The sequence below is a fragment of the Arsukibacterium perlucidum DSM 18276 genome (assembly GCF_000382165.1).
Classification (GTDB): Bacteria; Pseudomonadota; Gammaproteobacteria; order Enterobacterales; family Alteromonadaceae; genus Alishewanella; species Alishewanella perlucidum.
Genome location: NZ_KB907726.1, coordinates 1 through 20,836 on the forward strand (window position 1 = coordinate 1; position 20,836 = coordinate 20,836).

Genomic DNA, 20,836 nt, shown 5'->3' on the forward strand with positions numbered 1-20,836 from the left:
TAGCAGTGCTGGTATTAATTGGTACTTTAGCGTTGTTTGCTATGAATTTTATTGGTGTAGCCGCAGAGCAAGCGGGGTTGGCTAAACGCTTCCAGGCAAACACTATCAAACATCGACGGGTACTCAGCTACTGTTACATCGCGGCAAGACTAATCCATCAAAGCGAACTTAGGATAACTTTAAAACATTGGTTATCCGGCGTTCTTTACTTCAAACGGAAAACCGCAGAGTATGGATTGTGTTGGAGCTAAATTCGTGGGGATCCCTCAGACTCTGACCCATTTTAATTTGCTAGCCGGTTAAACCGGCTACTGCTCAGGCCGGGAAAGCCTGCAGCAGCAGGTGCAGTTGCGGGTGCAGCAGCTCACGCTGGGTGGTAATAATGTAAAAGTTCTCGTAAATCTGCGGCAGGGTCAGATATTTATATAGCCGGCCGCTTTGTAATTCGTCTTTTACCACAACTTCAGGAATAACAGCCAGGGCGCCACTGTCCCTAGCCAGTAAGCGCAGCATCGCCATATCGTCTGCTTCAGCAATAACGTCAGGTTGCAGCTGATACTGCGCTGCCAGCGCATCAAAAGCGGTGCGCACCGGGCTTTGCACCGGCGGCAGCACCCAGCGCTGTTTTTTGTAATCACTCAAACTGTGACCGGTATGCTTGCCTGGTGGGCCAATTACGGCGACAGGTTGCCTGGCCAGTAACCGGCATTGCCATAACTGACTGTCGTTGCCCTGTACCGCAATATTGCTTAATGCTAAATCAAGCTGATGTTGGGCCAGGGCATTTAATAGCATGGTTTGGTTCATCGACAGTAAACTGTAGCGTGCGTTGCTTTTGCTCAGCAATGGCGTAATAAAGCTTTCAATAAAGTTCCGTGACATGGTCGACAAGGTACCAATCCGGATTGGACTGTGCTGAGGTTGCATTCCCTGCAACAGCAATTGCTCGAGCTCGGCGCCGCGACTGAAAATATCTTCGGCGTACTTCAGGGTCTGGTAGCCGCTGTCTGTCAGCACCAGCCTGCGGTTTTCACGCCGGAATAGCTGCACCTGCATGCTTTGTTCTAACTGCTTGATTTGTGAAGAAAGAGCAGATTGCGAAATATGCAGACGCTGCGCTGTTTCAGTCAGGTTAGTGCCTCTGGCTACCTGCCAGAAATAATACAGATGATGATAGTTTAACCGGCCCATGGTTCTCTTTTAGTGAACGATTTGTGATTTATTATGTATTTTACTAATGCTAATCCACTGTAGACAATAGCGCCAGTTAATTAAAGCGAAAGGTGAACGATGAACTCGTTACTGACTATCTCGTCCTTAAAGCTGGTTTTACTGGCTTTGATAGCGCTGCTGGCTGTTGTGATCTGGCGTTACAGCGCAACAGCATTGGCAGGTGAGCATGACAAACTACGTTTTATGCGGGCACTGGCCCTGACGTTAACAGCGACGGTCTTTACACTGCTAAGTAACCACCTGCTGTTGTTCTGGTTAGGCTGGTGCTGGATTAGTCTGAGTTTACAGCAGCTATTATTGTTTTATCCTGAACGCCCCCGTGCCCAGCTGGCTGCGCATAAAAAAGCATTAACTGCCCGCGCAGGTGAAATATTGCTGGCAGCGGCATTTATCCTGCTGTATTTCGAGTTCGGTACGGCTGATATAAGCAACCTTGTCACTCAGGCCAGTTTGCAGCAGAGCCTTAGCGTGTATGGACATGTTGCCACTATGTTGCTGGTGGTCGTGGCGTTAATCAAATGTGCGCAGTTACCGTTACATGGCTGGCTGATTCAGGTAGTGGAAGCGCCTACGCCGGTGTCAGCTCTGTTACATGCAGGTATCATTAACCTGGGCGGTATTTTACTGCTGCTATTCTCGCCATTACTGGAACTGAGCATCCCTGCCGTCATGTTACTGCTGGCTACTGCGTTGATCAGTACTATATTGGCGGCGCTGATTATGACAACCCGAATTAGTATAAAAGTGCGATTGGCATGGTCGACGATCGCTCAGATGGGTCTGATGCTGGTCGAAATTGCCCTTGGCCTTTATACGCTGGCACTACTGCACCTGCTCGCGCACTCCTGTTATAAAGCTTATGCCTTCCTGCACAGCGGCAATGCAGTCAATCATTATCTGGCAGCACAGCTGGCCGAGCAAACCGAACCGCGAGCCAGACACTGGCTGCTGGCGTTGTTGATTGCATCGGCGCTGGTAATGCTGGCGCATCAGATCCTGCCCCTTTCCAGCCTGAGCAGTGCAGTATTGCTGGTGCTTGCTGTTACGGTGCTGTTGATGCCTTCACTGGCGAGGGCTGACAGGCGCAGGCCACTGAGGGTAATGCTGGCAGCAGGTTATGGCGTAGGGTTGCTGACGCTGTATAGCGGCGGTAAGTATATGTTGCAGAACATTGCACCCGCAACACAGCTGTTTTCGACGTTGGCTGATGTGTTCACCAGCCTGGTTTTCGCTGGTCTGTTCGTGATGGCGGTGCTGCTGCGCTATCACAGCCGGCACCGCACCGTGAACCGGGTGTTTATCTGGTTAAACGCTGGCGGTTATCTCGATGAATGGGCCACCAGGATCACTTTGAAAATCTGGCCTTACCATAACAAAAAAACTGTTAAGGCCAGCATCCTGTCAAATGTGGAGAGCATTAAATGAGTGCAGTCAGTATTCCAACCCAGCTAACCGGCAGTAAACTACAACCACTGATTGAGCAAGCTGCCGGCCAGATAGCCCCTGCCTGGCCGCTTGATCAGATGATAGCGGTTAACCCCTGGTGGCCGAAACGGCAACATAATTTTGCCGCAGTTTGTGCTGAGCAACAGCTGCTGGCGGGTACCAGTTGTCTGATGACTGCTGACTGGTACTTGTCACAGTGGCAGCAGCAAATACAGCCTGCACATTTGCAGCAGGCACTGCAGGAAGCGGACCTGTCCATGGATACTGACGAAGCCGCTGCTATCTTGTCACAACCGCATGATTTAAGTCGTTGGCAATCACTGGCGCAACTGTTGTCAGAGCAAGCGCCCAGACAGTCTGCCTTGCCCTGGTCACAGCTGATCCAGCAGCAACTAAGCCAGTTTATGGGATTATATTATCAGTATCCGGAGCGATTCAGTGTTGAGGCAGGCAGTGATCAACACAGTTATCAAAGCTGGCTTACTGTGGTGTGTCAGGATAAAGGGTTACAGGTACTTAGTGGTATTAATTTAACTACGCTGTTTGCCACATTGCCAACTGAGCCGTCTGTCCTTTTGCAGCAGCTGGAGTCCTGGTTAGATAGCTGGTGTCCAGACGAGCAGGCAAAGCTGGCCTATTTTGAAAATCTGCTGCAAAGCCTCTCCGGCTGGGCAGGCTGGCAGGCATGGCTCGACTGGCAACAGCAGCTGAACAATCATCAGAGTCACAATGCCGTATGTCAGTTACTCTATATGCTGCTGGGTTGGGACTGGGTATTGTGGCAGCACAGCAAGCTTCACAATGCCGCGCATGATCATATTATTACTGCTTTACAGCAACAGAGCAGGCAGTATAGCGTTATGCTGCTGAACACCCAGGCGCTGCAGAGCATGCGTCTGGTCTGGCAACGTGCGCTGGAGTTAAGTGTGCAGCTGCCATTATTCCGGCAACTGCAGCAGGCTGCCAGACAACCTGTTGCAACGCCTGCCAGACCTGCGCTACAAGCAGCCTTTTGTATTGATGTACGTTCAGAGCCGATACGCCGGGTACTGGAGCAAGAGGATGCAGGCATCCAAACTCTGGGATTTGCCGGCTTTTTCGGCCTGCCTATTGCCTATAAAGCTGCCGACAGCAAGCTAAGCCGACCCCAGTTGCCCGGGCTGCTTGCCCCTGTGCTGGAAGTCAGTCAAATCTGGCCGGAAAAAACAACGTTACCACGCCAGCCTGCACTGGGCTGGAAGCAAAGCTTTGACCTGGCGTCATCCAGCCTCGGCATGGTGGAAGCCGCTGGCGCCACCAAGCTGCTTAGTCTGCTGAAACGGGCATTTTTCCGCACTAAAGCACCTCACGCCATGAACCGCTATCTGGACGACGGTCAATGGTCTCTGAGCCGGGATCAGCAGCCACTGAGTATTGCTGAGCAAGCACAACTGGCTGCTGCAATTCTGTCTGCTATGGGGCTGAACGGCACACTGGCACCGACAGTATTGCTGGTGGGACATGGCAGTGAGACTTGCAATAACCCGCAGGCTGCGGCGCTGGATTGTGGTGCCTGCGGCGGCCAGACCGGCGAAGTGAATGTCAAGGTACTGGCACAAATTCTGAACAACTGCGAGGTACGTGCTGAGCTTGCGCGCCGGCATGATTTACAGATCCCGACAGACAGCCGGTTTTATGCGGCCATGCATCATACGACAACTGATGATCTGCAAGTATTCCAGCCGCCTGCCGCTGCTGACTGGCTGGGCTGGCTGGCAGAGGCCGGTACAAAGGCCAGAAAGCAAAGAGCCAGCCAGTTTGCTGAGGCAGCGCCAGACACTTCCGGCTTAAGCCGGTTTTTTAAACTGCGCAGCCGCGACTGGGCGCAGCTTCGACCAGAGTGGGGGCTGGCCAACAATGCCGCTTTTATCGTGGCGCCACGAACCCTGACCAAAGGGCTGAATTTGCAGGGGCGTTGCTTTTTGCATGATTATAATGCGGACCAGGATGCTGATTACAGCCTGCTACACACCATTATGACCGCGCCAATGGTGGTTACCAACTGGATCAACCTGCAATATTACGCCTCGGTAGTTGCACCCGATAAATACGGCAGTGGCAATAAGTTGCTGCACAATGTTGTGGCTGGCCATATCGGCGTTTTTGAGGGTAATGGCGGTGATCTACGCAATGGTTTAAGCTGGCAATCGGTGCATGACGGCACCCGGCTTCGCCATCAACCTGTCCGTCTTAGTGTCATTATTGCGGCGCCACAGCAGGCTATCGCCGATATTATTAAGCGCTCGGACGACGTTGCGGCACTGGTGAACAATCACTGGTTATGGCTATATCAGCTTGATCAGGATGGTACGCTAAACCAATGGCAACAGGTTCGCTGGCAACAGGTGACAGTATGAAAAATACTGTTGCTGTATTGACCCGCCATGATAAAGCCCGGCTGATCGCTCCGGCCCTCAACCAGTTTGGCTGGCAGCTTACCGAGATCGATAGTTTTGACACCGATACCCTTGGTAGTTTTGCCGGCGGTCAGTCCCGCTTTATGACAGCACAGGAATGTGCCTTTCGAAAGGCCGCTCTGGCTGCTGAATTATCCGGGCTGGACATCGGAATAGGCAGCGAAGGCAGCTTTACTGTCGGCCCTTTCGGCATTGGTACTTATAATCTCGAACTTATCTGTTGTATTAACGTGTCGGCAGGCTGGGCGGTGACAGGCAGGTTTTATGGACCTTCGCTGGCGCAGCAATGGCTGCTGAAAGATGCTGAGTCACTACAGCAGGCTCTGACTGATATAGAACCAGACCAGTATTTAGTGTTGCAACAAGGTAATTATCTGAAAAAAGCCCTGACAGCTGCTCAGGCACATAATCTGGCATTATTGAGGTTTTCATACGGGGAAGTGACTCTCAGCTATGATTTACGAGCCCATCTGAGCCCGGAGCGGCGTTTTCATATTCAGCAGGCTGCTGACGATTTAGCCCGGCGTTTACAACGTTTGTGTCCGCAATGTGCGACCCCAGGCTTCTGGCCGGATAAAGCACTGCCGGGTTTGCCATGCGAAGCTTGTGGCGTTGCTACCAGCCTGACCAGGCAGCGCCAGGCAGTTTGTCAGCGCTGCGGATATACTGAAACAGAGCCGGTTGCTGCCAGTCATGCCAGCCAACAATATTGCCAGGAATGTAACCCTTGAATACGTTATTACTAAGCTCAGAATCCGCTTCTGATATTAAATTATGCGCCGATTATCTGCAAAACGGTCAGTTGGTGGCAGTGCCTACAGAGACTGTGTATGGTTTAGCGGCCGATGCATCTAACCCCGATGCTGTCAGGGCTATTTTTACCGCTAAAGGACGACCGGCCAATCATCCGCTGATTGTGCATGTGCCGGATAAAGCGGCTATCGGCCGATGGGCAAAAAATGTCAGTAACACCGCATTTGTCCTGGCAGATGCTTTTTGGCCGGGTCCGCTGACGTTACTGTTGCATAAAGCGGAGCATGTCAGTTCAGTTGTTACCGGCGGTTTAGATACCATTGGCTTAAGGATGCCGTCACATCCTGTGTTGCTGGCGTTACTTCAGCAGTATCAGCTGACCGTTGCTGCACCGTCTGCCAATCCATATAAAAAACTTAGCCCGACCTCGGCTTGTCAGGTATTGGCGGGAATGCAAGGTAAAATACCAGCGGTGCTGGATGGTGGCGCCTGTCAGTTTGGTCTGGAGTCAACAATTGTCGACCTGACGGGCAGCAAACCAGTTATCGTGCGTGCCGGACCAATAACTGCCGCAGAAATTTCGGCGATACTCGGTGAACCGGTTGCGCAGCCATTGCAACATAGTGTTGCAGTGCCGGGAAATATCAGCGCCCATTATCAGCCTGATAAGCCTTTATATTGTTTTACCCGGTCAGAACTACTGTTACGCCTTGCAGAATCTGACCAGGCTGTAGCGCTGCTTGGTTTAACAGAGTTTGAAGCTCAGCCGCTGGTAAAGCAGTATCCGATGCCAGCTGAGGCGACCGCATATGGCCAGCGGCTTTACCACACGTTGTTTATGGCAGATCAGGCAGCGGTGGCTGCTATCTGGTGTGAGTTACCACCAGAGCAGGAACCCTGGCAGGCGGTACATGACCGGTTAAAACGGGCAAGCTCTAATTTATAAGCGCCTTTTAGCATAAAAAAAAGCGCAGGCAAAACCCTGCGCTAAAGGTCGTGGTTGGGAGTAAAGGGGTTAACGCCGCAGGCTTAGTGAGCTGTCGCCATTTGTAAATAAGTCATATTGTTGCATTGCTGGAATTTGCTGTTGAATTCGGGTTTCCAGGGCATCCAGCTGGCTTACCTGGCTGCAGATGGCGTCACCACGTTGCTCCAGCGCGGCAGCTTTCATGTCCATTTTCGCTTCCAGGTTTTCACCGAACTTTTCCATTTTCTGGCCAAATGCTTCCATCCGTTGTTCGAAGCTGCCCTCGCCGCTGGTCATGGCTTTGCCTACCAGCATCATAATGCTGCCCATCGACTGACTGACAGCCTCTTCTATCGCCTGCTCAAATTCCGGACCAAAAGCCTGATCGATACTGTCCAGCCGGCTGCCGTACAGGTAAGTGTTGTCACCATCCTGTACTACTATCTGGCTGGCCGCGTCGCTTATTTTGGTTAACGCTTGTTGCATGGCCGGGTATTCGTCCAGTGATTTACCGGTTAGCTCAGCCAGCACTGTGGTCAGTGCCTCGCTGGCCATTAGCAGTGCATCTTCTACCAGGGCAATGGTTTCAGTGGTCTGGCTGCGAATGCCGGCCTGGTAATCACGCAGTAATGCCCGGGTATCGTTATCTACTTGCACAGTTTTGCCATTCAGGCTCAAGCGGCCATCGTTGTTTATTTGCCACAAAATGGCGCCATTATCCTGCAGTTGCACGCTGTCACGGCTGATCAGTAAATCCTGTTCCATCGAAAAATTACAGCTTTGCTGCTGGTTATGCTTAGCATGATGCTCATTGTGATGGCCGGCGACGGCCTGCATACTAAAACAGCTGAACATAATGGCACTGGCTATCAGAGTGGTTTTCATAATATTGGTCCTTGCTATGTTTTATTGACAGGTTGCTAACGCAAAGTCAGTGCCAATATTTATCTTATTGTTTTTATTGAGGTATATTTCTTGATGGCTGTTCTCTAAATTCAGTGGTTAGCGGTTTTCACTATTAAGTAGCGAATTTATCAGACAGGAAAGCACGGTTGACGCCAGCACGGCAGGCCATTAATCATGGAAATTTATGTTGAGTGCACCAGCTTTTAATTACTATTTGGAATAACGCAGAGAGATCCATTCTTTTACGGGCATACGTTTGGATGGCTAAAATGCCAATATAAAGTTTATATAGGTGTTTTTATGCTTTTATCATCGTTAGTAGCGCAAGCCAGCCCGTTGTCTGAGCAACAGGTGCAGCAACTGCAGGGTCTGGTGAGCCAGCTGAACCCCATTCAGCAAGCCTGGGTCAGCGGCTATCTGGCAGCCAGTGCCCAGTTAGCGGGTGGCCAGGCCACAGCACCGACAGCCGCGGCAGCAAGCAGCGCCAGCCTGACTATAGTGTATGGCTCGCAAACCGGTAATGCCCGCCATCTAGCTGAAGCGCTGGCAGGTTTAGCCAAAGCAAAGAACATCGCTGCTAAGGTCGTCGATTTAGCTGATTATAAAAGCAGCCAGCTGAAAAATGAGCAGTATCTGATTATTGTTACCTCTACCTATGGTGAGGGCGAACCGCCGGAAAATGCGGTCAGTTTTTATAACTTTTTGTTCAGCAAAAAAGCACCGAAAGTGCCGCAACTTAAATTTGCGGTACTGGGGCTGGGCGATACCAGTTATGAATTTTTCTGTAAAACCGCCGCCGACTTTGACGAGCGCCTGGCCGAATTAGGCGGTCAGCGCTTGCAGGCCCGCGCTGATCTGGACGTCGACTATGATGCTGCTGCCACGAGCTGGAATAATGCCCTGATTAGTGTGGTAGAGCCGGAATTTGCCAGCGCACCGTCGGCTCAGGTGATTAACTGGCCGGGTCAGGCAGCAGCGGCAGCGGCCAGCCAGTACACTAAACAGCAGCCGTTTGCGGCTGAGTTATACACAAACCAGAAAATTACTGGCCGTGATTCAACGAAAGACGTACGGCATATTGAAATTTCACTGCAGGGTTCTGATTTAACTTATCAGCCAGGTGATGCACTGGGCCTGTATTTTAATAACGACCCGGCACTGGTGGCTGAACTGCTAAGCCTTACCGCTCTGCAAAGCACCGCTGAGGTCAGCCTTAGCAATCAGAGCTTAAGCTTGTTCGACGCCCTGACCGAGCAGCTGGAACTTACTCAGTCGTACCCGGCCTTTGTTGAAAAATATGCTGCAGCCACTGCTAACGACGCCTTACTGCAATTGGCGGCGGATAAAGCCGCGCTACGTGCTTATCTGGCCGAGCGGCAAATTATCGATATTGTCCGCGATTATCCGGTGACTGACAATCCAATCACCGCTCAGCAATTGGTCGATGCGCTGCGTAAGCAACAACCGCGTTTGTACTCCATCGCCTCATCGCAGGCGGAAGTAGCAGAGGAAGTGCATTTAACGGTGGCGGTGGTGCGCTACGATGCCTTTGGTCAGCCACATTTAGGCGGTGCCTCCGGCTATTTAGCTGAGCGTTTAGCCGAGGGCGATAAAGTGCGGGTATTTGTTGAGCAGAATAACAATTTCCGCTTACCGGCCAATGACGACACCCCGGTAATTATGATTGGCCCAGGTACCGGCATTGCGCCGTTCCGGGCGTTTTTACAGGAGCGGGATGCCCGCGGCGCCAGTGGTAAAAACTGGCTGTTTTTCGGTAACCCGCACTTTACCCAGGATTTTTTATATCAGGTGGAGTTACAGGGCTATTTAAAACAAGGCCTGCTTAGCAAGCTGGATGTCGCCTTCAGCCGGGACAGCGCTCAGAAAGTGTATGTACAGGATAAGTTGCGTAGACATGCAGCCGAGGTGTATCAGTGGCTGCAACAGGGTGCCCATGTCTATATTTGTGGTGATGCTAACCGGATGGCCAAAGATGTCCATCAGGTGCTGCTGGATATCGTGCAGCAACATGGCAGCAAAAACGCCGAACAGGCCCAGCAATATTTAGATGAATTACGAGTAGCCAAGCGTTACCAGAAGGATGTGTACTAATGAGCCAATATCCGATTAAACCTGAGCTGCAGGTCAGCGGTAAACTGTCTGACAACGAGCGGTTAAAGGCAGAAAGTAAACACCTGCGCGGCACTATCGAGCAGGATTTAAGCGATGAAGTCACCGGTGGCTTTAACGGCGATAACTTTATGCTGATCCGTTTTCACGGCATGTACCAGCAGGATGATCGCGATATCCGGGCCGAACGCGCCGCGCAAAAGCTGGAGCCATTGCACAACGTGATGCTGAGGGCGCGGATGCCTGGCGGTATTATCACCCCGCAGCAATGGCTGGCAATTGATCAGTTTGCTGCGGATAAAACCCTGTATGGCAGTATTCGCTTAACTACCCGCCAGACTTTTCAGTTTCATGGCGTGTTAAAACCGAATATTAAGCCGATGCACCAGTTTTTAAACAGCATTGGTATCGACTCTATTGCTACCGCCGGCGACGTTAACCGCAACGTGCTATGTACTTCTAATCCGGTGGAATCTGAGCTGCATCAGCAGGCCTACCAGTGGGCGGTGCAGATCAGCGAGCACTTACTGCCAAAAACCCGCGCTTATGCTGAGCTGTGGCTGGATGAAGACAAAATCGAAACCACGGAAACCGAGCCGGTGCTGGGTGAAAACTACTTACCACGTAAGTTTAAAACCACGGTGGTGATCCCGCCGCATAACGATATTGATGTCCATGCTAATGATCTGAACTTTGTCGCCATTGCCGAGCACGGCAAGCTGATTGGCTTTAACGTGCTGGTGGGCGGTGGCCTGGCGATGACCTTTGGCGATACCTCGACCTATCCGCGGAAGGCAGAAGTGCTGGGCTTTATTAGTCTGGAGCACACCTTAAAAGTGGCCGAGCATGTGGTCAGCGTGCAGCGCGATTATGGCGACCGGGTAAACCGTAAAAATGCCAAAACCAAATACACCATCGACCGGATTGGCCTTGATACCTTTAAGGCCGAAGTGGAGCAGCGGGTAGGCGTGGCTTTTACACCGGCTAAACCATTTGAGTTTACCACCCGCGGCGATCGCTTTGGCTGGGTAGAGGGCATTGATGGCAAACACCATTTAACCTTATTTATTGAAAATGGCCGGGTGCTGGATTTTCCCGGTAAACCACTGAAAACGGGCCTGGCAGCTATTGCTAAAGTGCACCAGGGTGATTTTCGGATGACTGCTAACCAGAACCTGATTATCGCCGGCGTACCAGCGGAGCAAAAAGCGTTAATAGAACAGCTGGCCCGCGAGCACGGCTTAATTGATGATGCGCACAGCGAGCAGCGCAAAAACTCAATGGCCTGTGTGTCGTTCCCGACCTGTCCGCTGGCAATGGCCGAAGCTGAGCGTTACTTGCCAGAGCTGGTGGGTAAAGTAGAAGCATTGCTGACTAAACATCAGCTGGCTGACGATCACATTGTACTGCGGGTAACTGGCTGCCCTAACGGTTGTGGCCGGGCCATGCTGGCTGAAGTGGGCTTAGTTGGCCGGGCACCGGGAAAATATAATGTGTATCTGGGCGGCAATAAAGTAGGCACCCGCATCCCTAAACTTTATTTAGATAATGTCGGCGAAACGCAAATCCTGAGCGAACTGGATAACTTAATTGGCCGCTGGGCTGTTAATCGCAACAGTGGCGAATGCTTTGGCGATTTTGTGATTCGCACAGGAGTAGTGGCTGAAGTGAAAGTATCGAAGACCGACTTTCATGCCTGATTCGACAGCCCAACAGCAAACAGAGTTAACTATTGCAGGAATATCAATGGCAGGAAACAGCATGATCGACAGTGTAACAACTGATTATCGACAAATACTGTTACAGGATAGTGCCACCCAGCATGTCTGGCTGGCAGAAATAAACCAGCTGCTGAGTCCGATGAGTGCCACTGAGCGGGTGCGTTGGGCGCTGGCGAACTTGCCGGTGCAACCGATGCTAAGCTCCAGCTTTGGGATTCAGGCCGCGGTAATGCTGCACCTGGTGACAGTGCAGCGGCCGGATATTCCGGTGGTATTAACCGACACTGGCTATTTATTTCCTGAAACCTACCAGTTTATTGACCAGTTAACCGGGCAACTGGGTCTGAATTTACAGGTGTACCGGGCGGCATTATCGGCCAACTGGCAACTGGCGCGTTATGGCGAGCAATGGTTAACGGCTGAGGGTACTAAGCAGTATAACCAGCTGAATAAAGTGGAGCCCATGCAGCGGGCACTGCGCGAACTGAAGGTCGGTAGCTGGTTTACCGGCTTACGCCGCAGCCAGAGCAGCAGCCGCGCCGAAAAAGACATTGTTGAAATTAGCCGTGGTGTGATAAAAATTCAGCCGATAATCGACTGGAGTAATAAAGACGTATTTTATTATTTGAAGCAGCATAACCTGCCGTATCACCCATTGTGGGAACAAGGCTATTTATCGGTGGGTGATACCCATTCTACCGTTAAATTTGAGCCGGGAATGAGTGAGGAAGACACCCGTTTTAATGGCTTTGGCCGTGAATGTGGCCTGCATATGGATGGCGACGGCATTTAGTACTGGCGGTTGCAAAAGCGCTTTAACGGGGCATAATAGCGCCAGCATGCACTGCCGCTGCTAACGTAGCTGTCACCGTTATATCGCCTTTGCTAACAGGGAATACGTTAATTTATGTTTGATTACGATTTCAGTGCCATCCAGAGCTGGCTGGAGCAACACCCCGAAACTAATTTGTGGCTCAGTCTGGGCTTGCTGTTGCTGGTAGCCTGGCTCAGCAATTATATTGTTAAAAAAGTGCTGATCCGCGGTATTTTCCGCGCTCTGCGGGCCAGCGCTATTGGTCAGCATCAGGTGATTAAACACTCTGCTTTCGTGGCCCGGTTGGCCAATATTGTGCCGGCATTGGTTATCTCCAGAGGCATCACGCTGATTAACGGTGTGCCGGAAACCGTTACCACTATTGTCGTTAATGTCTGCAATGCTTTTGTGGTGCTGACCGTCGCCCTGGCGATTGCCAATATTCTCAGCCTGGTTAACACCGTATACGAGCAACGACCCGATGCCAGAACCAAGCCGATAAAAGGTTATGTTCAGGTGTTAAAAATTCTGGTATTTACCGTCGCAGCCATTTTAATGATTGCCGCGTTAGTTGATCGCTCACCATTAATCTTGTTGTCGGGCCTGGGCGCTATGGCGGCAGTATTAATGTTGATTTTCCAGGATACTATTTTATCCCTGGTCGCCAGCGTGCAGATTTCCTCGAACGACGTGATCCGGGTTGGCGACTGGGTAGAAATGCCACAACTGCATGCTGACGGTGATGTAATTGATATTGCGCTGCACACAGTAAAAGTGCAGAACTGGGACAAAACCATCACCACTATCCCAACCCGGCGTTTTATGACCGATGCCTTTAAAAACTGGCGTGGTATGCAGCAGTCGGGCGGGCGGCGGATTAAGCGCAGCCTGATGCTGGATCAGCAAAGTATTCATTTTCTGGATGCCGACGAGCGTAAACGGTTAAACCGTTTTAGTTTGTTGCAGGATTATCTGGCTGAAAAACAGCAGGAAATTGATAGCTGGAACAGTGAGCTGGCCGAGCGGGGACAGGAGCCCGTCAATACCCGGCGCATTACCAATATTGGTACTTTCCGTGCTTATGTGCAGCGCTATTTATCCAGCCACCCCGGCGTGCATCAGCAGATGACGCTGATGGCACGCCAGTTAGCCCCCGGTGCTGATGGCTTGCCGCTGGAAATCTACTGCTTTACCAATACCACCGCCTGGCTGGCGTATGAAGGTATCCAGTCAGATATTTTTGACCATTTACTGGCCATTTTGCCGGAATTTGGTTTGCGGGTATATCAGCACCCCAGTGGTATCGATATCCGGGCCATTCAGCTAACCAGAGCAGTTGATGAAAAGCCCGCTTAAATTAGCCGATTAAAACCACAAGGCGCTTGAGAAATCAGCGCCTTGTCCTCATCTAAACAGCTGTGTTGTCACGTAGTTAATACGCTAAAGATTATGATTAGCAACCTGGTTGACTTTTAATTTATAAAAACGATTAGAGTGATTAATTTAATTCGTTTTAAAAACTTAAGATGGCTGGCTATGATAGCTGACATTGAGAACGCGGAAATTTACTAACCTATTTACTAACCGAAAGGAGCAAGACTATGTCTTCAATTATCAATACTAAAATTAAGCCATTCAAAGCCACTGCATTTCATCAGGGCAAATTTGTTCCGGTAACTGAGCAGGACATCCTGGGCAAATGGGCTGTAGTGTGTTTTTACCCGGCTGACTTCACTTTCGTTTGCCCGACAGAATTAGGCGACCTGGCTGATTTTTATGCTAAGTTCCAGGAAATCGGTGTTGAAGTATACTCAGTATCTACTGACACTCACTTCACTCACAAAGCGTGGCACGATGCGTCTGAAACCATCAAAAAAATCACTTACCCAATGATCGGCGACCCGACCGGTGCCATTACCCGTAACTTTGGCGTAATGATTGAAGAAGATGGCCTGGCGCTGCGCGGTACTTTTGTTATCAACCCGGAAGGCGAAATCAAAGTTGCTGAAATTCACGACTTAGGTATCGGCCGCTCTGCTGCTGAGCTGTTCCGTAAAGTACAAGCTGCCCAGTATGTTGCTAACCACGACGGTGAAGTATGTCCGGCGAAATGGACTCCGGGTGAAGCGACATTAGCGCCTTCACTGGACCTGGTTGGTAAAATCTAAGCAGTGCAGCAACCTGCAGTTTACTGCAGCGGGACCTGACTACAGCCCTTCTGAAGAAGCTGTAGCTCAGCTTCCCTCTGCCAGACTACGGTTTGGTACCCGGGCAGGCAACGCCTGCCCGGACTATCCCGGATACTATGCTTACAGCCCGTAAATTTGGGCTGAGGCTTTGTTACGCTGATTTTTTTATCGTCTGAATTTTTTGGAGTTTTTATGTTAGATACTAACCTGAAGCAAACACTTAAAACTTATTTGCAGAACCTGAAAACCGAGGTTGAGCTGGTGGTATCTTTAGACGATAGCGCCAAAGCTGCTGAAGTAGAACAACTGGCTAATGATATTGCCGGTTTATCAGATTTCGTGTCGTTGCGTCGCGACGATGCCGCTATGGACCGTAAACCGGCGATGCTGGTGCGGTCGGTAGCTAAAGACACCCATATTACTTTTGCCGGGGTGCCACTTGGCCACGAGTTCACCTCATTAGTGCTGGCGCTGCTGCACTCCGGTGGTCACCCAATCAAAGTCGAAGCCGATACCATAGAACAAATTCGCCAGTTACCAGGCAAATTCGCTTTTGAAACCTATATTTCATTAAGCTGCCAAACCTGCCCGGAAGTGGTGCAGGCGCTGAATATTATGGCAGCGACTAACCCGAACATTACCAACGTGATGATCGATGGCGCCATGTTCCAGGACGAAGTCAGTAAACGTAATGTCATGGCGGTGCCGTCAGTATTTTTAAATGGTGAGCTGTTCTCGCAAGGGGCGATTACCCTGGAGAAAATTATCCAGAAAATCGATGTTAACGCCGAGAAACGCCAGGCGGAGGCGCTGAAAAGCAAAGCCGAATTTGATGTGTTAGTAGTAGGCGGCGGCCCGGCCGGTGCTTCTGCTGCCGTGTATGCCGCCCGTAAAGGCCTGAATACCGGTATTTTAGCCGAGCGTTTTGGTGGCCAGGTGGCTGATACCGTCGGTATCGAAAACTTTATTTCGGTTAAATACACCGAAGGCCCGAAGCTGGTTAACGCCTTAGAAGCCCATGTCCGGGAATATGATGTCGATATTATGAACAACCAGCGGGCGGTGAAGTTAAGTCGTGCTGACAAGGTGGAGCTGGAACTGGCTAATGGCGCGGTGTTAAAGAGTAAAACCCTTGTTCTGGCGCCAGGTGCGCGCTGGAGAGAAATGAACGTGCCGGGTGAGCAGGAATACCGTGGCAAAGGTGTGGCGTACTGCCCACATTGTGATGGCCCGTTATTTAAAGGTAAAAAAGTGGCGGTGATTGGTGGTGGTAACTCGGGTATTGAGGCTGCTATCGACTTAGCCGGTATTGTTGAGCATGTTACAGTGCTGGAATTTGCTGCCACGCTGCGGGCCGATGCGGTCCTGGTGAAAAAAGCCAATTCAATGGGCAACATTACCATTATTACCGAAGCGCAAAGTACCGAGGTTACCGGTGATGGTAACCGGGTCAATGGCATTAATTATACCGACCGCAAAACCGGTGAGGCGCACCATATTGAACTTGCGGGTATTTTTGTTCAGATTGGTTTGGTGCCAAACACTGAATGGTTGCGCGGCGCACTGGAGTTATCGCCACGCGGTGAAATTATTGTCGACGAGCGCGGCCAGACCTCAGTACCGGGCGTATTTGCCGCCGGTGATGCCACCACTGTGCCCTATAAGCAAATAATCATTGCCATGGGTGCCGGTGCGAATGCTTCGCTGGGAGCATTTGATTATCTGATCCGGCACTAAGTTAACGATTTAACGGGATACCTCTCTCATCCCTCTTTGGCGGTAACTTCGGTTACCGCTTTTTTTATTCGCACTGGCGGTCGGTCACCTTCCAGACTACAGGCTGCCAATATTGCGCCGGATCGGTTCTTTCATCAGGGTTTTCAATATAACGGCTGGCAAGATGATATACCTTATTCGGTTCAACATTTAACGTTAACACCTGAGTAAGTTGTTTTTTACGCTCCCAAAGGTCTGACCGACTCCATCTGACCCTGGGCAAATAGATTTGCTCGGCGAGTTCAATATCCTGTGATCCGGTGTCGACCTTTACCACATCGGTGCGACGGGAGCGCTCAATCCTAAAATCAACGTCTCCGGCTGCGCGAATAGCGGTGGGGAACAACTCTTTGCTCCTGGGCGGATTATAAAATACTGAAATAAAGCCACAACCGCCAGTTTGCGCTGATTGTGGGCCATCTGCACTTTGTACAGGGTTAATCACTAAACGCCAGGCCGGAATAGTACGGCGGGTTACTGTGCTTTGTAAATTGATTGCCTTACCTGCGCGGTTAACCCAAACGTTAAACGGTTTACCCTCTTCAAAATCATTTAACAATGCCAGTACATCCTCAAGGGTGGTTGAGTCAAGCGCGGCATTATTAATTTGTAACACTTTGTCACCCTCTTTTACCCCGGCTCTTTCTGCGTCTGAACCCGGTGTTACCGCCAATATCTTATGTTTCCGGTCCATTACCGCGCCAAAATGGTAGTAATTGCGGGTAGGCTCTTCAATTACCAGTGGCCCGTCTTCTGCTGAATTGCCCGACGCCATTATCGCTGCCTGAACTGCTTCAATAATGTCCTGCGAGGGGGCGGGCTGTTGCGCATTGGCGCCAGTAAGCCAGAGTGCCGTCATGATGGTGCCAAGCCGGGCCAGTTTTGTTGCTTTCATAAGGTATATGTCCGTGGCTGAGGTTTATTCAATTGCTGGCGCTGCGCTATCAAACGTTGCACTTGCTCGTGATCGTTGCGAATAATTGAGTGCTGAATTGCCGCGTCCAGTTGTTCCAGTTGATAACTGTTGATTGTGCTCGCCTCCGGGTTGTTAAGTGCTATTTGGGTTGGTTCAGTGTGGCCGGTATAAAGGATGCCACTTAAGATACCAATAAATGCCAGGCTGGCAGCACTGCTTAACCAGAGTGCAACTTTGCGTCTTTTTTGATTGAGACGTTGCTGTAGCTGCTGCCAGATTAAGTCGTCGGCAGTTTCCTGATGAGCGGCAGTTAAGCGCTGACCCAGCAGCTCACTGAATTGTTGTTGCTTACTCATGGTTTGCCCTGCTCAAGTTGAGTTGCTAGTTTAATTAATGCCCGCCGGTATTGCTGGCGGATATTTTGCTCAGATAGTTGCAGTAATTCGGCCAGTTGCTGGTGGCTGTAGCCCTCTACCGCATACAACCAAACCATTACCCGCTGCTGTTCAGACAGTACCGCCATAATGCGTTCAATATCATCCAGTCGGGTTAGCGAATCTATGGCGCTATTCCAGCTTTGATCACTAATGTTCTCGCTCTCGTCATCACTAAGCAGCTGTTGCCGGTTACTTTGCCGCAGCGTATCCAGCGCTAACCTGACGCTAAGTTGCTTTAACCAGCCGCCTACTGCTAACGGCTGCTTAATATCTGACAGGCAAGCAAATGCCTTAATGAAAATATCCTGAGTCAGGTCACGGCCATCTTCGGCAGAACCCAGCATGCCACTACATAAACGGAGTACCGCATCAGCGAAGTGACTGTAAAAGCGCTTTAAGGCTTCTGGCTGGCCGCGCTGGGCTGCTTTGATAATCTCAGGCGCTATAGGTCTGCCAAATCCGTGTGCTGACACCGGGTATCCTTGTGTTGTTTTACTATAAGACGCTTTGACATTACAAAGTGTGACATGAGCAGCGGCATTTTCTAGGTGACGAGGTTTAATGTAAAGCTTGTTCGGGCGGCTGCGTCACACAAAGTTATCTGATGCCTGGCGGATACCATAGCTGCAGTATGTAATTGAATTAACCCGCTGTCATAACTATCGGAACTGGGCAAAGGGTATAGATGGCAGCATGTTAATTCCGTTTAGTTATATATGAGCGCGATAAGCTATTTTGCGAAAGACCCGGCCGGCGCTATGCTAGGTGTTAAATTAAGCTGACTGTTTCAGCTTGCGGAGCCGCTGTGCAATATCTTCCTTTATTCGTAAAACTAACTGGTAAACCGGTGCTGATTGTCGGCGGCGGCTCAGTGGCGCTGCGTAAAGCCGGCACCCTTTTAAGTGCGGGCGCTAAGTTATATGTGGTATCGCCTGAATTTGCACCGGAATTTACTAACTGGCAACAGCAAGGTAAAGCCGAGCTCATTCACGGCTATTTCAGCCCTGAATTATTAGACGGCAAGTTGCTGGTAATTGCAGCCACTGATAACGACAGCGTCAACGGCGCGGTGTATGACGCGGCAACTGCACGCAATATGCTGGTTAATACGGTAGATGATCAGCCAAAATGTGGCTTTATTTTTCCGTCCATTATCGACCGCAACCCGATTATTATTGCTATATCCAGCTTTGGTACCGCCCCGGTACTGGCCCGGCGCTTGCGCGAAAAACTGGAAACCATACTACCCCAGCACTTAGGGCCATTGGCGCAGCTGGTGGGCCGTTTCCGGGATCAGGTAAAAGCTAAAATTAAAGGTTTTGCCGCCCGCCGCCAGTTCTGGGAAAAGGTGTTCAATTCTGATGTAGTGCGTGATGTCCAGGCCAACCAATTGCCGCAAGCCGAGCAAAGGCTGGCAGCGCTGCTGGCTGAGCCGCAACAACTGGCTGGCGAAGTGTATGTGGTAGGCGCCGGGCCGGGCGACCCGGAACTGCTAACTTTAAAAGCGTTACAATTAATGCAACAAGCAGATGTGGTGGTATACGACTATCTGGTATCGCCCGAGATTATGCAGCTGGTCCGGCGCGATGCTGAGTTGATTTGTGTCGGCAAAAAAGCCGGCGCGCACTCGGTTGCCCAGCAGGACACCAACCAGATATTGATCGACTTAGCGCTGGCCGGCAAAAAAATCTGCCGTTTAAAAGGCGGCGACCCGTTTATTTTTGGCCGTGGTGCAGAAGAAATTCAGGCACTGCTGACCCATGACATCGCCTTTCAGGTGGTGCCGGGTGTGACTGCTGCTGCCGGCTGTGCTGCTTATGCTGGTATTCCGCTAACTCATCGCGATCACGCGCAAAGTGTGCAGTTTGTTACCGGCCATTGTCGCGCAGATGGCAGCGAACCCGACTGGCGCAGCATGAGCACCCCTAACCAGACGGTGGTGATTTATATGGGGCTGATGAAAGCGGCCCATATTCAGCAGCAACTGCTGGCAGCGGGCCGGGCAGCAAAGACGCCGGTCGCCATTATTGAAAACGGTACCCGACTGCAGCAGCGGATTATTACCACAGAGCTAAGTGAGCTGGCTGAACGGGTCAGTAGTGAGCAGGTGCAATCGCCGGCGCTGCTGATTATTGGTGAAGTCGTCAGTTTGCAACGTCAGCTGCATTGGTTTGGCGCCAGGCCAAACAGCGCGGTCTTTGCCCAGCCACTAACCCGGTTAGGCTAATTCTGGTAAGCTTGCCTGCAAACCTTATTTCAACAGTATCCTGCAAGGACGATGATATGACAGTAACTTTACTGCCGGCGATTATTAAGATTGCCGAACAGGCCGGTGAGGCCATTTTAGCCATTTACGGCCGTGACCAGGCTGATTTTAAGATCAGTGCCAAGAGCGACGACTCACCGCTGACCGCAGCTGATATGGCAGCACACCGGCTTATTGTCGCTGAACTGGCAAAACTAACGCCGGATTTACCGATTTTGTCTGAAGAAGCGGCCGATATCAGCTGGGATATCCGCCAAAACTGGCAACGTTACTGGTTAGTTGACCCGTTAGATGGCACCAAAGAGTTTATTAAACGCAACGGCGAATTCACCGTTAATATCGCGTTGATTGATCAGGGCGAGCCAGTTCTGGGGGTGGTACATGCACCGGTGCTGGCCAAAACCTATTACGCGGCTAAGGGTAACGGTGCTTTTTTAAAGCAAGACGGTGCTGTCAGGTCGATCCAGGCAAATCAGGCCAGCCACCGGCAATTGGTAAAAGTAGTGGGCAGTCGCAGCCACCCCAGCCCGGATTTAGCCGGTTATCTGGCCCAGTTTAGCGAGCATGAAATGGTAGCGGTTGGCAGTTCATTAAAGTTTTGTTTAGTGGCTGATGGCACGGCAGATGTATACCCGCGCTTTGGCCCGACCATGGCCTGGGACACCGGCGCCGGCCATATTGTGGCGACTGAAGCCGGCGCCACCGTCAGCTTCGACGGTATCAGCAGTAAGGTTTATCAGCGCGAGCAGCTGCTGAACCCGAATTTTATGGTATCGGCACTGCGCGACTAAAACCGCGACTCTACTCTGGATTTTAGCTACACTAG

Annotated in this window: 17 protein-coding genes and 1 pseudogene; 13 read left to right on the forward strand and 5 right to left on the reverse strand. The window is 50.9% G+C overall.

What is annotated here, in order from left to right:
* Window positions 1-251, forward strand: a pseudogene (locus H141_RS21790) (hypothetical protein); the annotation flags it as partial.
* 64 nt (window positions 252-315) lie between these two features.
* On the opposite strand, the gene H141_RS0115675 reads toward H141_RS21790, so the two are convergent.
* The gene (locus tag H141_RS0115675; protein WP_019677234.1) at window positions 316-1,191 is read right to left on the reverse strand and encodes a LysR family transcriptional regulator; all 876 of its coding nucleotides are present in this window, start codon (window positions 1,189-1,191) and stop codon (window positions 316-318) included.
* A 99-nt stretch (window positions 1,192-1,290) separates the two neighbouring features.
* Between H141_RS0115675 and H141_RS0115680 the strand changes: the two genes are divergently transcribed.
* Genes H141_RS0115680 through H141_RS0115695 form a run of 4 tightly spaced genes read left to right on the forward strand, consistent with a single transcriptional unit; the run spans window position 1,291 to window position 6,834 of the window.
* Window positions 1,291-2,658 (forward strand): NADH-quinone oxidoreductase subunit L, encoded by a 1,368-nt coding sequence (locus tag H141_RS0115680; RefSeq protein ID WP_019677235.1) that lies wholly within the window; start codon window positions 1,291-1,293, stop codon window positions 2,656-2,658.
* Window positions 2,655-5,075, forward strand: coding sequence for a DUF2309 domain-containing protein (locus H141_RS0115685; RefSeq protein WP_019677236.1), 2,421 nt, complete (start codon window positions 2,655-2,657; stop codon window positions 5,073-5,075). Before H141_RS0115680 ends, H141_RS0115685 begins: the two co-directional genes overlap by 4 nt.
* Window positions 5,072-5,866: a DUF6671 family protein gene (locus H141_RS0115690; RefSeq protein WP_019677237.1), complete on the forward strand. Its 795-nt coding sequence runs from the start codon at window positions 5,072-5,074 to the stop codon at window positions 5,864-5,866. Before H141_RS0115685 ends, H141_RS0115690 begins: the two co-directional genes overlap by 4 nt.
* Window positions 5,863-6,834, forward strand: a complete 972-nt coding sequence (locus tag H141_RS0115695) for an L-threonylcarbamoyladenylate synthase (RefSeq protein WP_019677238.1) — start codon at window positions 5,863-5,865, stop codon at window positions 6,832-6,834. The genes H141_RS0115690 and H141_RS0115695 overlap by 4 nt, the downstream gene beginning before the upstream one ends.
* Before the next feature lie 69 nt (window positions 6,835-6,903).
* Here H141_RS0115695 and H141_RS0115700 read toward each other — a convergent pair whose 3' ends face one another.
* Complete coding sequence (locus tag H141_RS0115700; protein WP_019677239.1) at window positions 6,904-7,740, reverse strand: DUF2884 family protein; 837 nt, start codon at window positions 7,738-7,740, stop codon at window positions 6,904-6,906.
* Window positions 7,741-8,061: 321 nt separating this feature from the next.
* Between H141_RS0115700 and H141_RS0115705 the strand changes: the two genes are divergently transcribed.
* The 6 genes from H141_RS0115705 to ahpF all read left to right on the forward strand — a co-directional run bounded on the left by H141_RS0115705 (window position 8,062) and on the right by ahpF (window position 16,352).
* Window positions 8,062-9,873 carry an assimilatory sulfite reductase (NADPH) flavoprotein subunit gene (locus tag H141_RS0115705; protein ID WP_019677240.1) on the forward strand — a complete coding sequence of 604 codons (1,812 nt, stop codon included), beginning with the start codon at window positions 8,062-8,064 and terminating at the stop codon, window positions 9,871-9,873.
* A complete protein-coding gene (gene cysI, locus H141_RS0115710; RefSeq protein WP_019677241.1) occupies window positions 9,873-11,591 on the forward strand; it encodes an assimilatory sulfite reductase (NADPH) hemoprotein subunit in 1,719 nt (572 codons plus the stop codon). The genes H141_RS0115705 and cysI overlap by 1 nt, the downstream gene beginning before the upstream one ends.
* Window positions 11,592-11,637: 46 nt before the next feature.
* On the forward strand, window positions 11,638-12,405 hold the full coding sequence (locus H141_RS0115715) for a phosphoadenylyl-sulfate reductase (protein WP_019677242.1): 768 nt from the start codon (window positions 11,638-11,640) through the stop codon (window positions 12,403-12,405).
* A gap of 114 nt (window positions 12,406-12,519) precedes the next feature.
* Window positions 12,520-13,782 carry a mechanosensitive ion channel family protein gene (locus H141_RS0115720; protein WP_019677243.1) on the forward strand — a complete coding sequence of 421 codons (1,263 nt, stop codon included), beginning with the start codon at window positions 12,520-12,522 and terminating at the stop codon, window positions 13,780-13,782.
* 245 nt (window positions 13,783-14,027) lie between these two features.
* Window positions 14,028-14,594 (forward strand): alkyl hydroperoxide reductase subunit C, encoded by a 567-nt coding sequence (ahpC, locus tag H141_RS0115725; protein ID WP_019677244.1) that lies wholly within the window; start codon window positions 14,028-14,030, stop codon window positions 14,592-14,594.
* A 213-nt stretch (window positions 14,595-14,807) separates the two neighbouring features.
* On the forward strand, window positions 14,808-16,352 hold the full coding sequence (ahpF, locus tag H141_RS0115730; RefSeq protein WP_019677245.1) for an alkyl hydroperoxide reductase subunit F: 1,545 nt from the start codon (window positions 14,808-14,810) through the stop codon (window positions 16,350-16,352).
* Window positions 16,353-16,416: 64 nt separating this feature from the next.
* Here the strand turns inward: ahpF and H141_RS0115735 are convergent, their stop codons facing one another.
* The 3 genes from H141_RS0115735 to H141_RS0115745 are packed head-to-tail and all read right to left on the reverse strand — an operon-like array spanning window position 16,417 to window position 18,217.
* Entirely contained in the window at window positions 16,417-17,286 is an 870-nt protein-coding gene (locus H141_RS0115735) for a PDZ domain-containing protein (protein ID WP_019677246.1), read from the reverse strand.
* A complete protein-coding gene (locus H141_RS0115740; protein WP_019677247.1) occupies window positions 17,283-17,663 on the reverse strand; it encodes a hypothetical protein in 381 nt (126 codons plus the stop codon). Before H141_RS0115740 ends, H141_RS0115735 begins: the two co-directional genes overlap by 4 nt.
* Window positions 17,660-18,217 (reverse strand): RNA polymerase sigma factor, encoded by a 558-nt coding sequence (locus H141_RS0115745; protein WP_019677248.1) that lies wholly within the window; start codon window positions 18,215-18,217, stop codon window positions 17,660-17,662. Before H141_RS0115745 ends, H141_RS0115740 begins: the two co-directional genes overlap by 4 nt.
* A gap of 332 nt (window positions 18,218-18,549) precedes the next feature.
* On the opposite strand from H141_RS0115745, the gene cysG reads away from it, so the two are divergent.
* Both cysG and cysQ read left to right on the forward strand, forming a co-directional pair.
* A complete protein-coding gene (gene cysG, locus H141_RS0115750) occupies window positions 18,550-19,971 on the forward strand; it encodes a siroheme synthase CysG (protein WP_019677249.1) in 1,422 nt (473 codons plus the stop codon).
* Between the two features lie 56 nt (window positions 19,972-20,027).
* Entirely contained in the window at window positions 20,028-20,801 is a 774-nt protein-coding gene (cysQ, locus tag H141_RS0115755; RefSeq protein WP_019677250.1) for a 3'(2'),5'-bisphosphate nucleotidase CysQ, read from the forward strand.
* Window positions 20,802-20,836 lie beyond the last annotated feature (35 nt).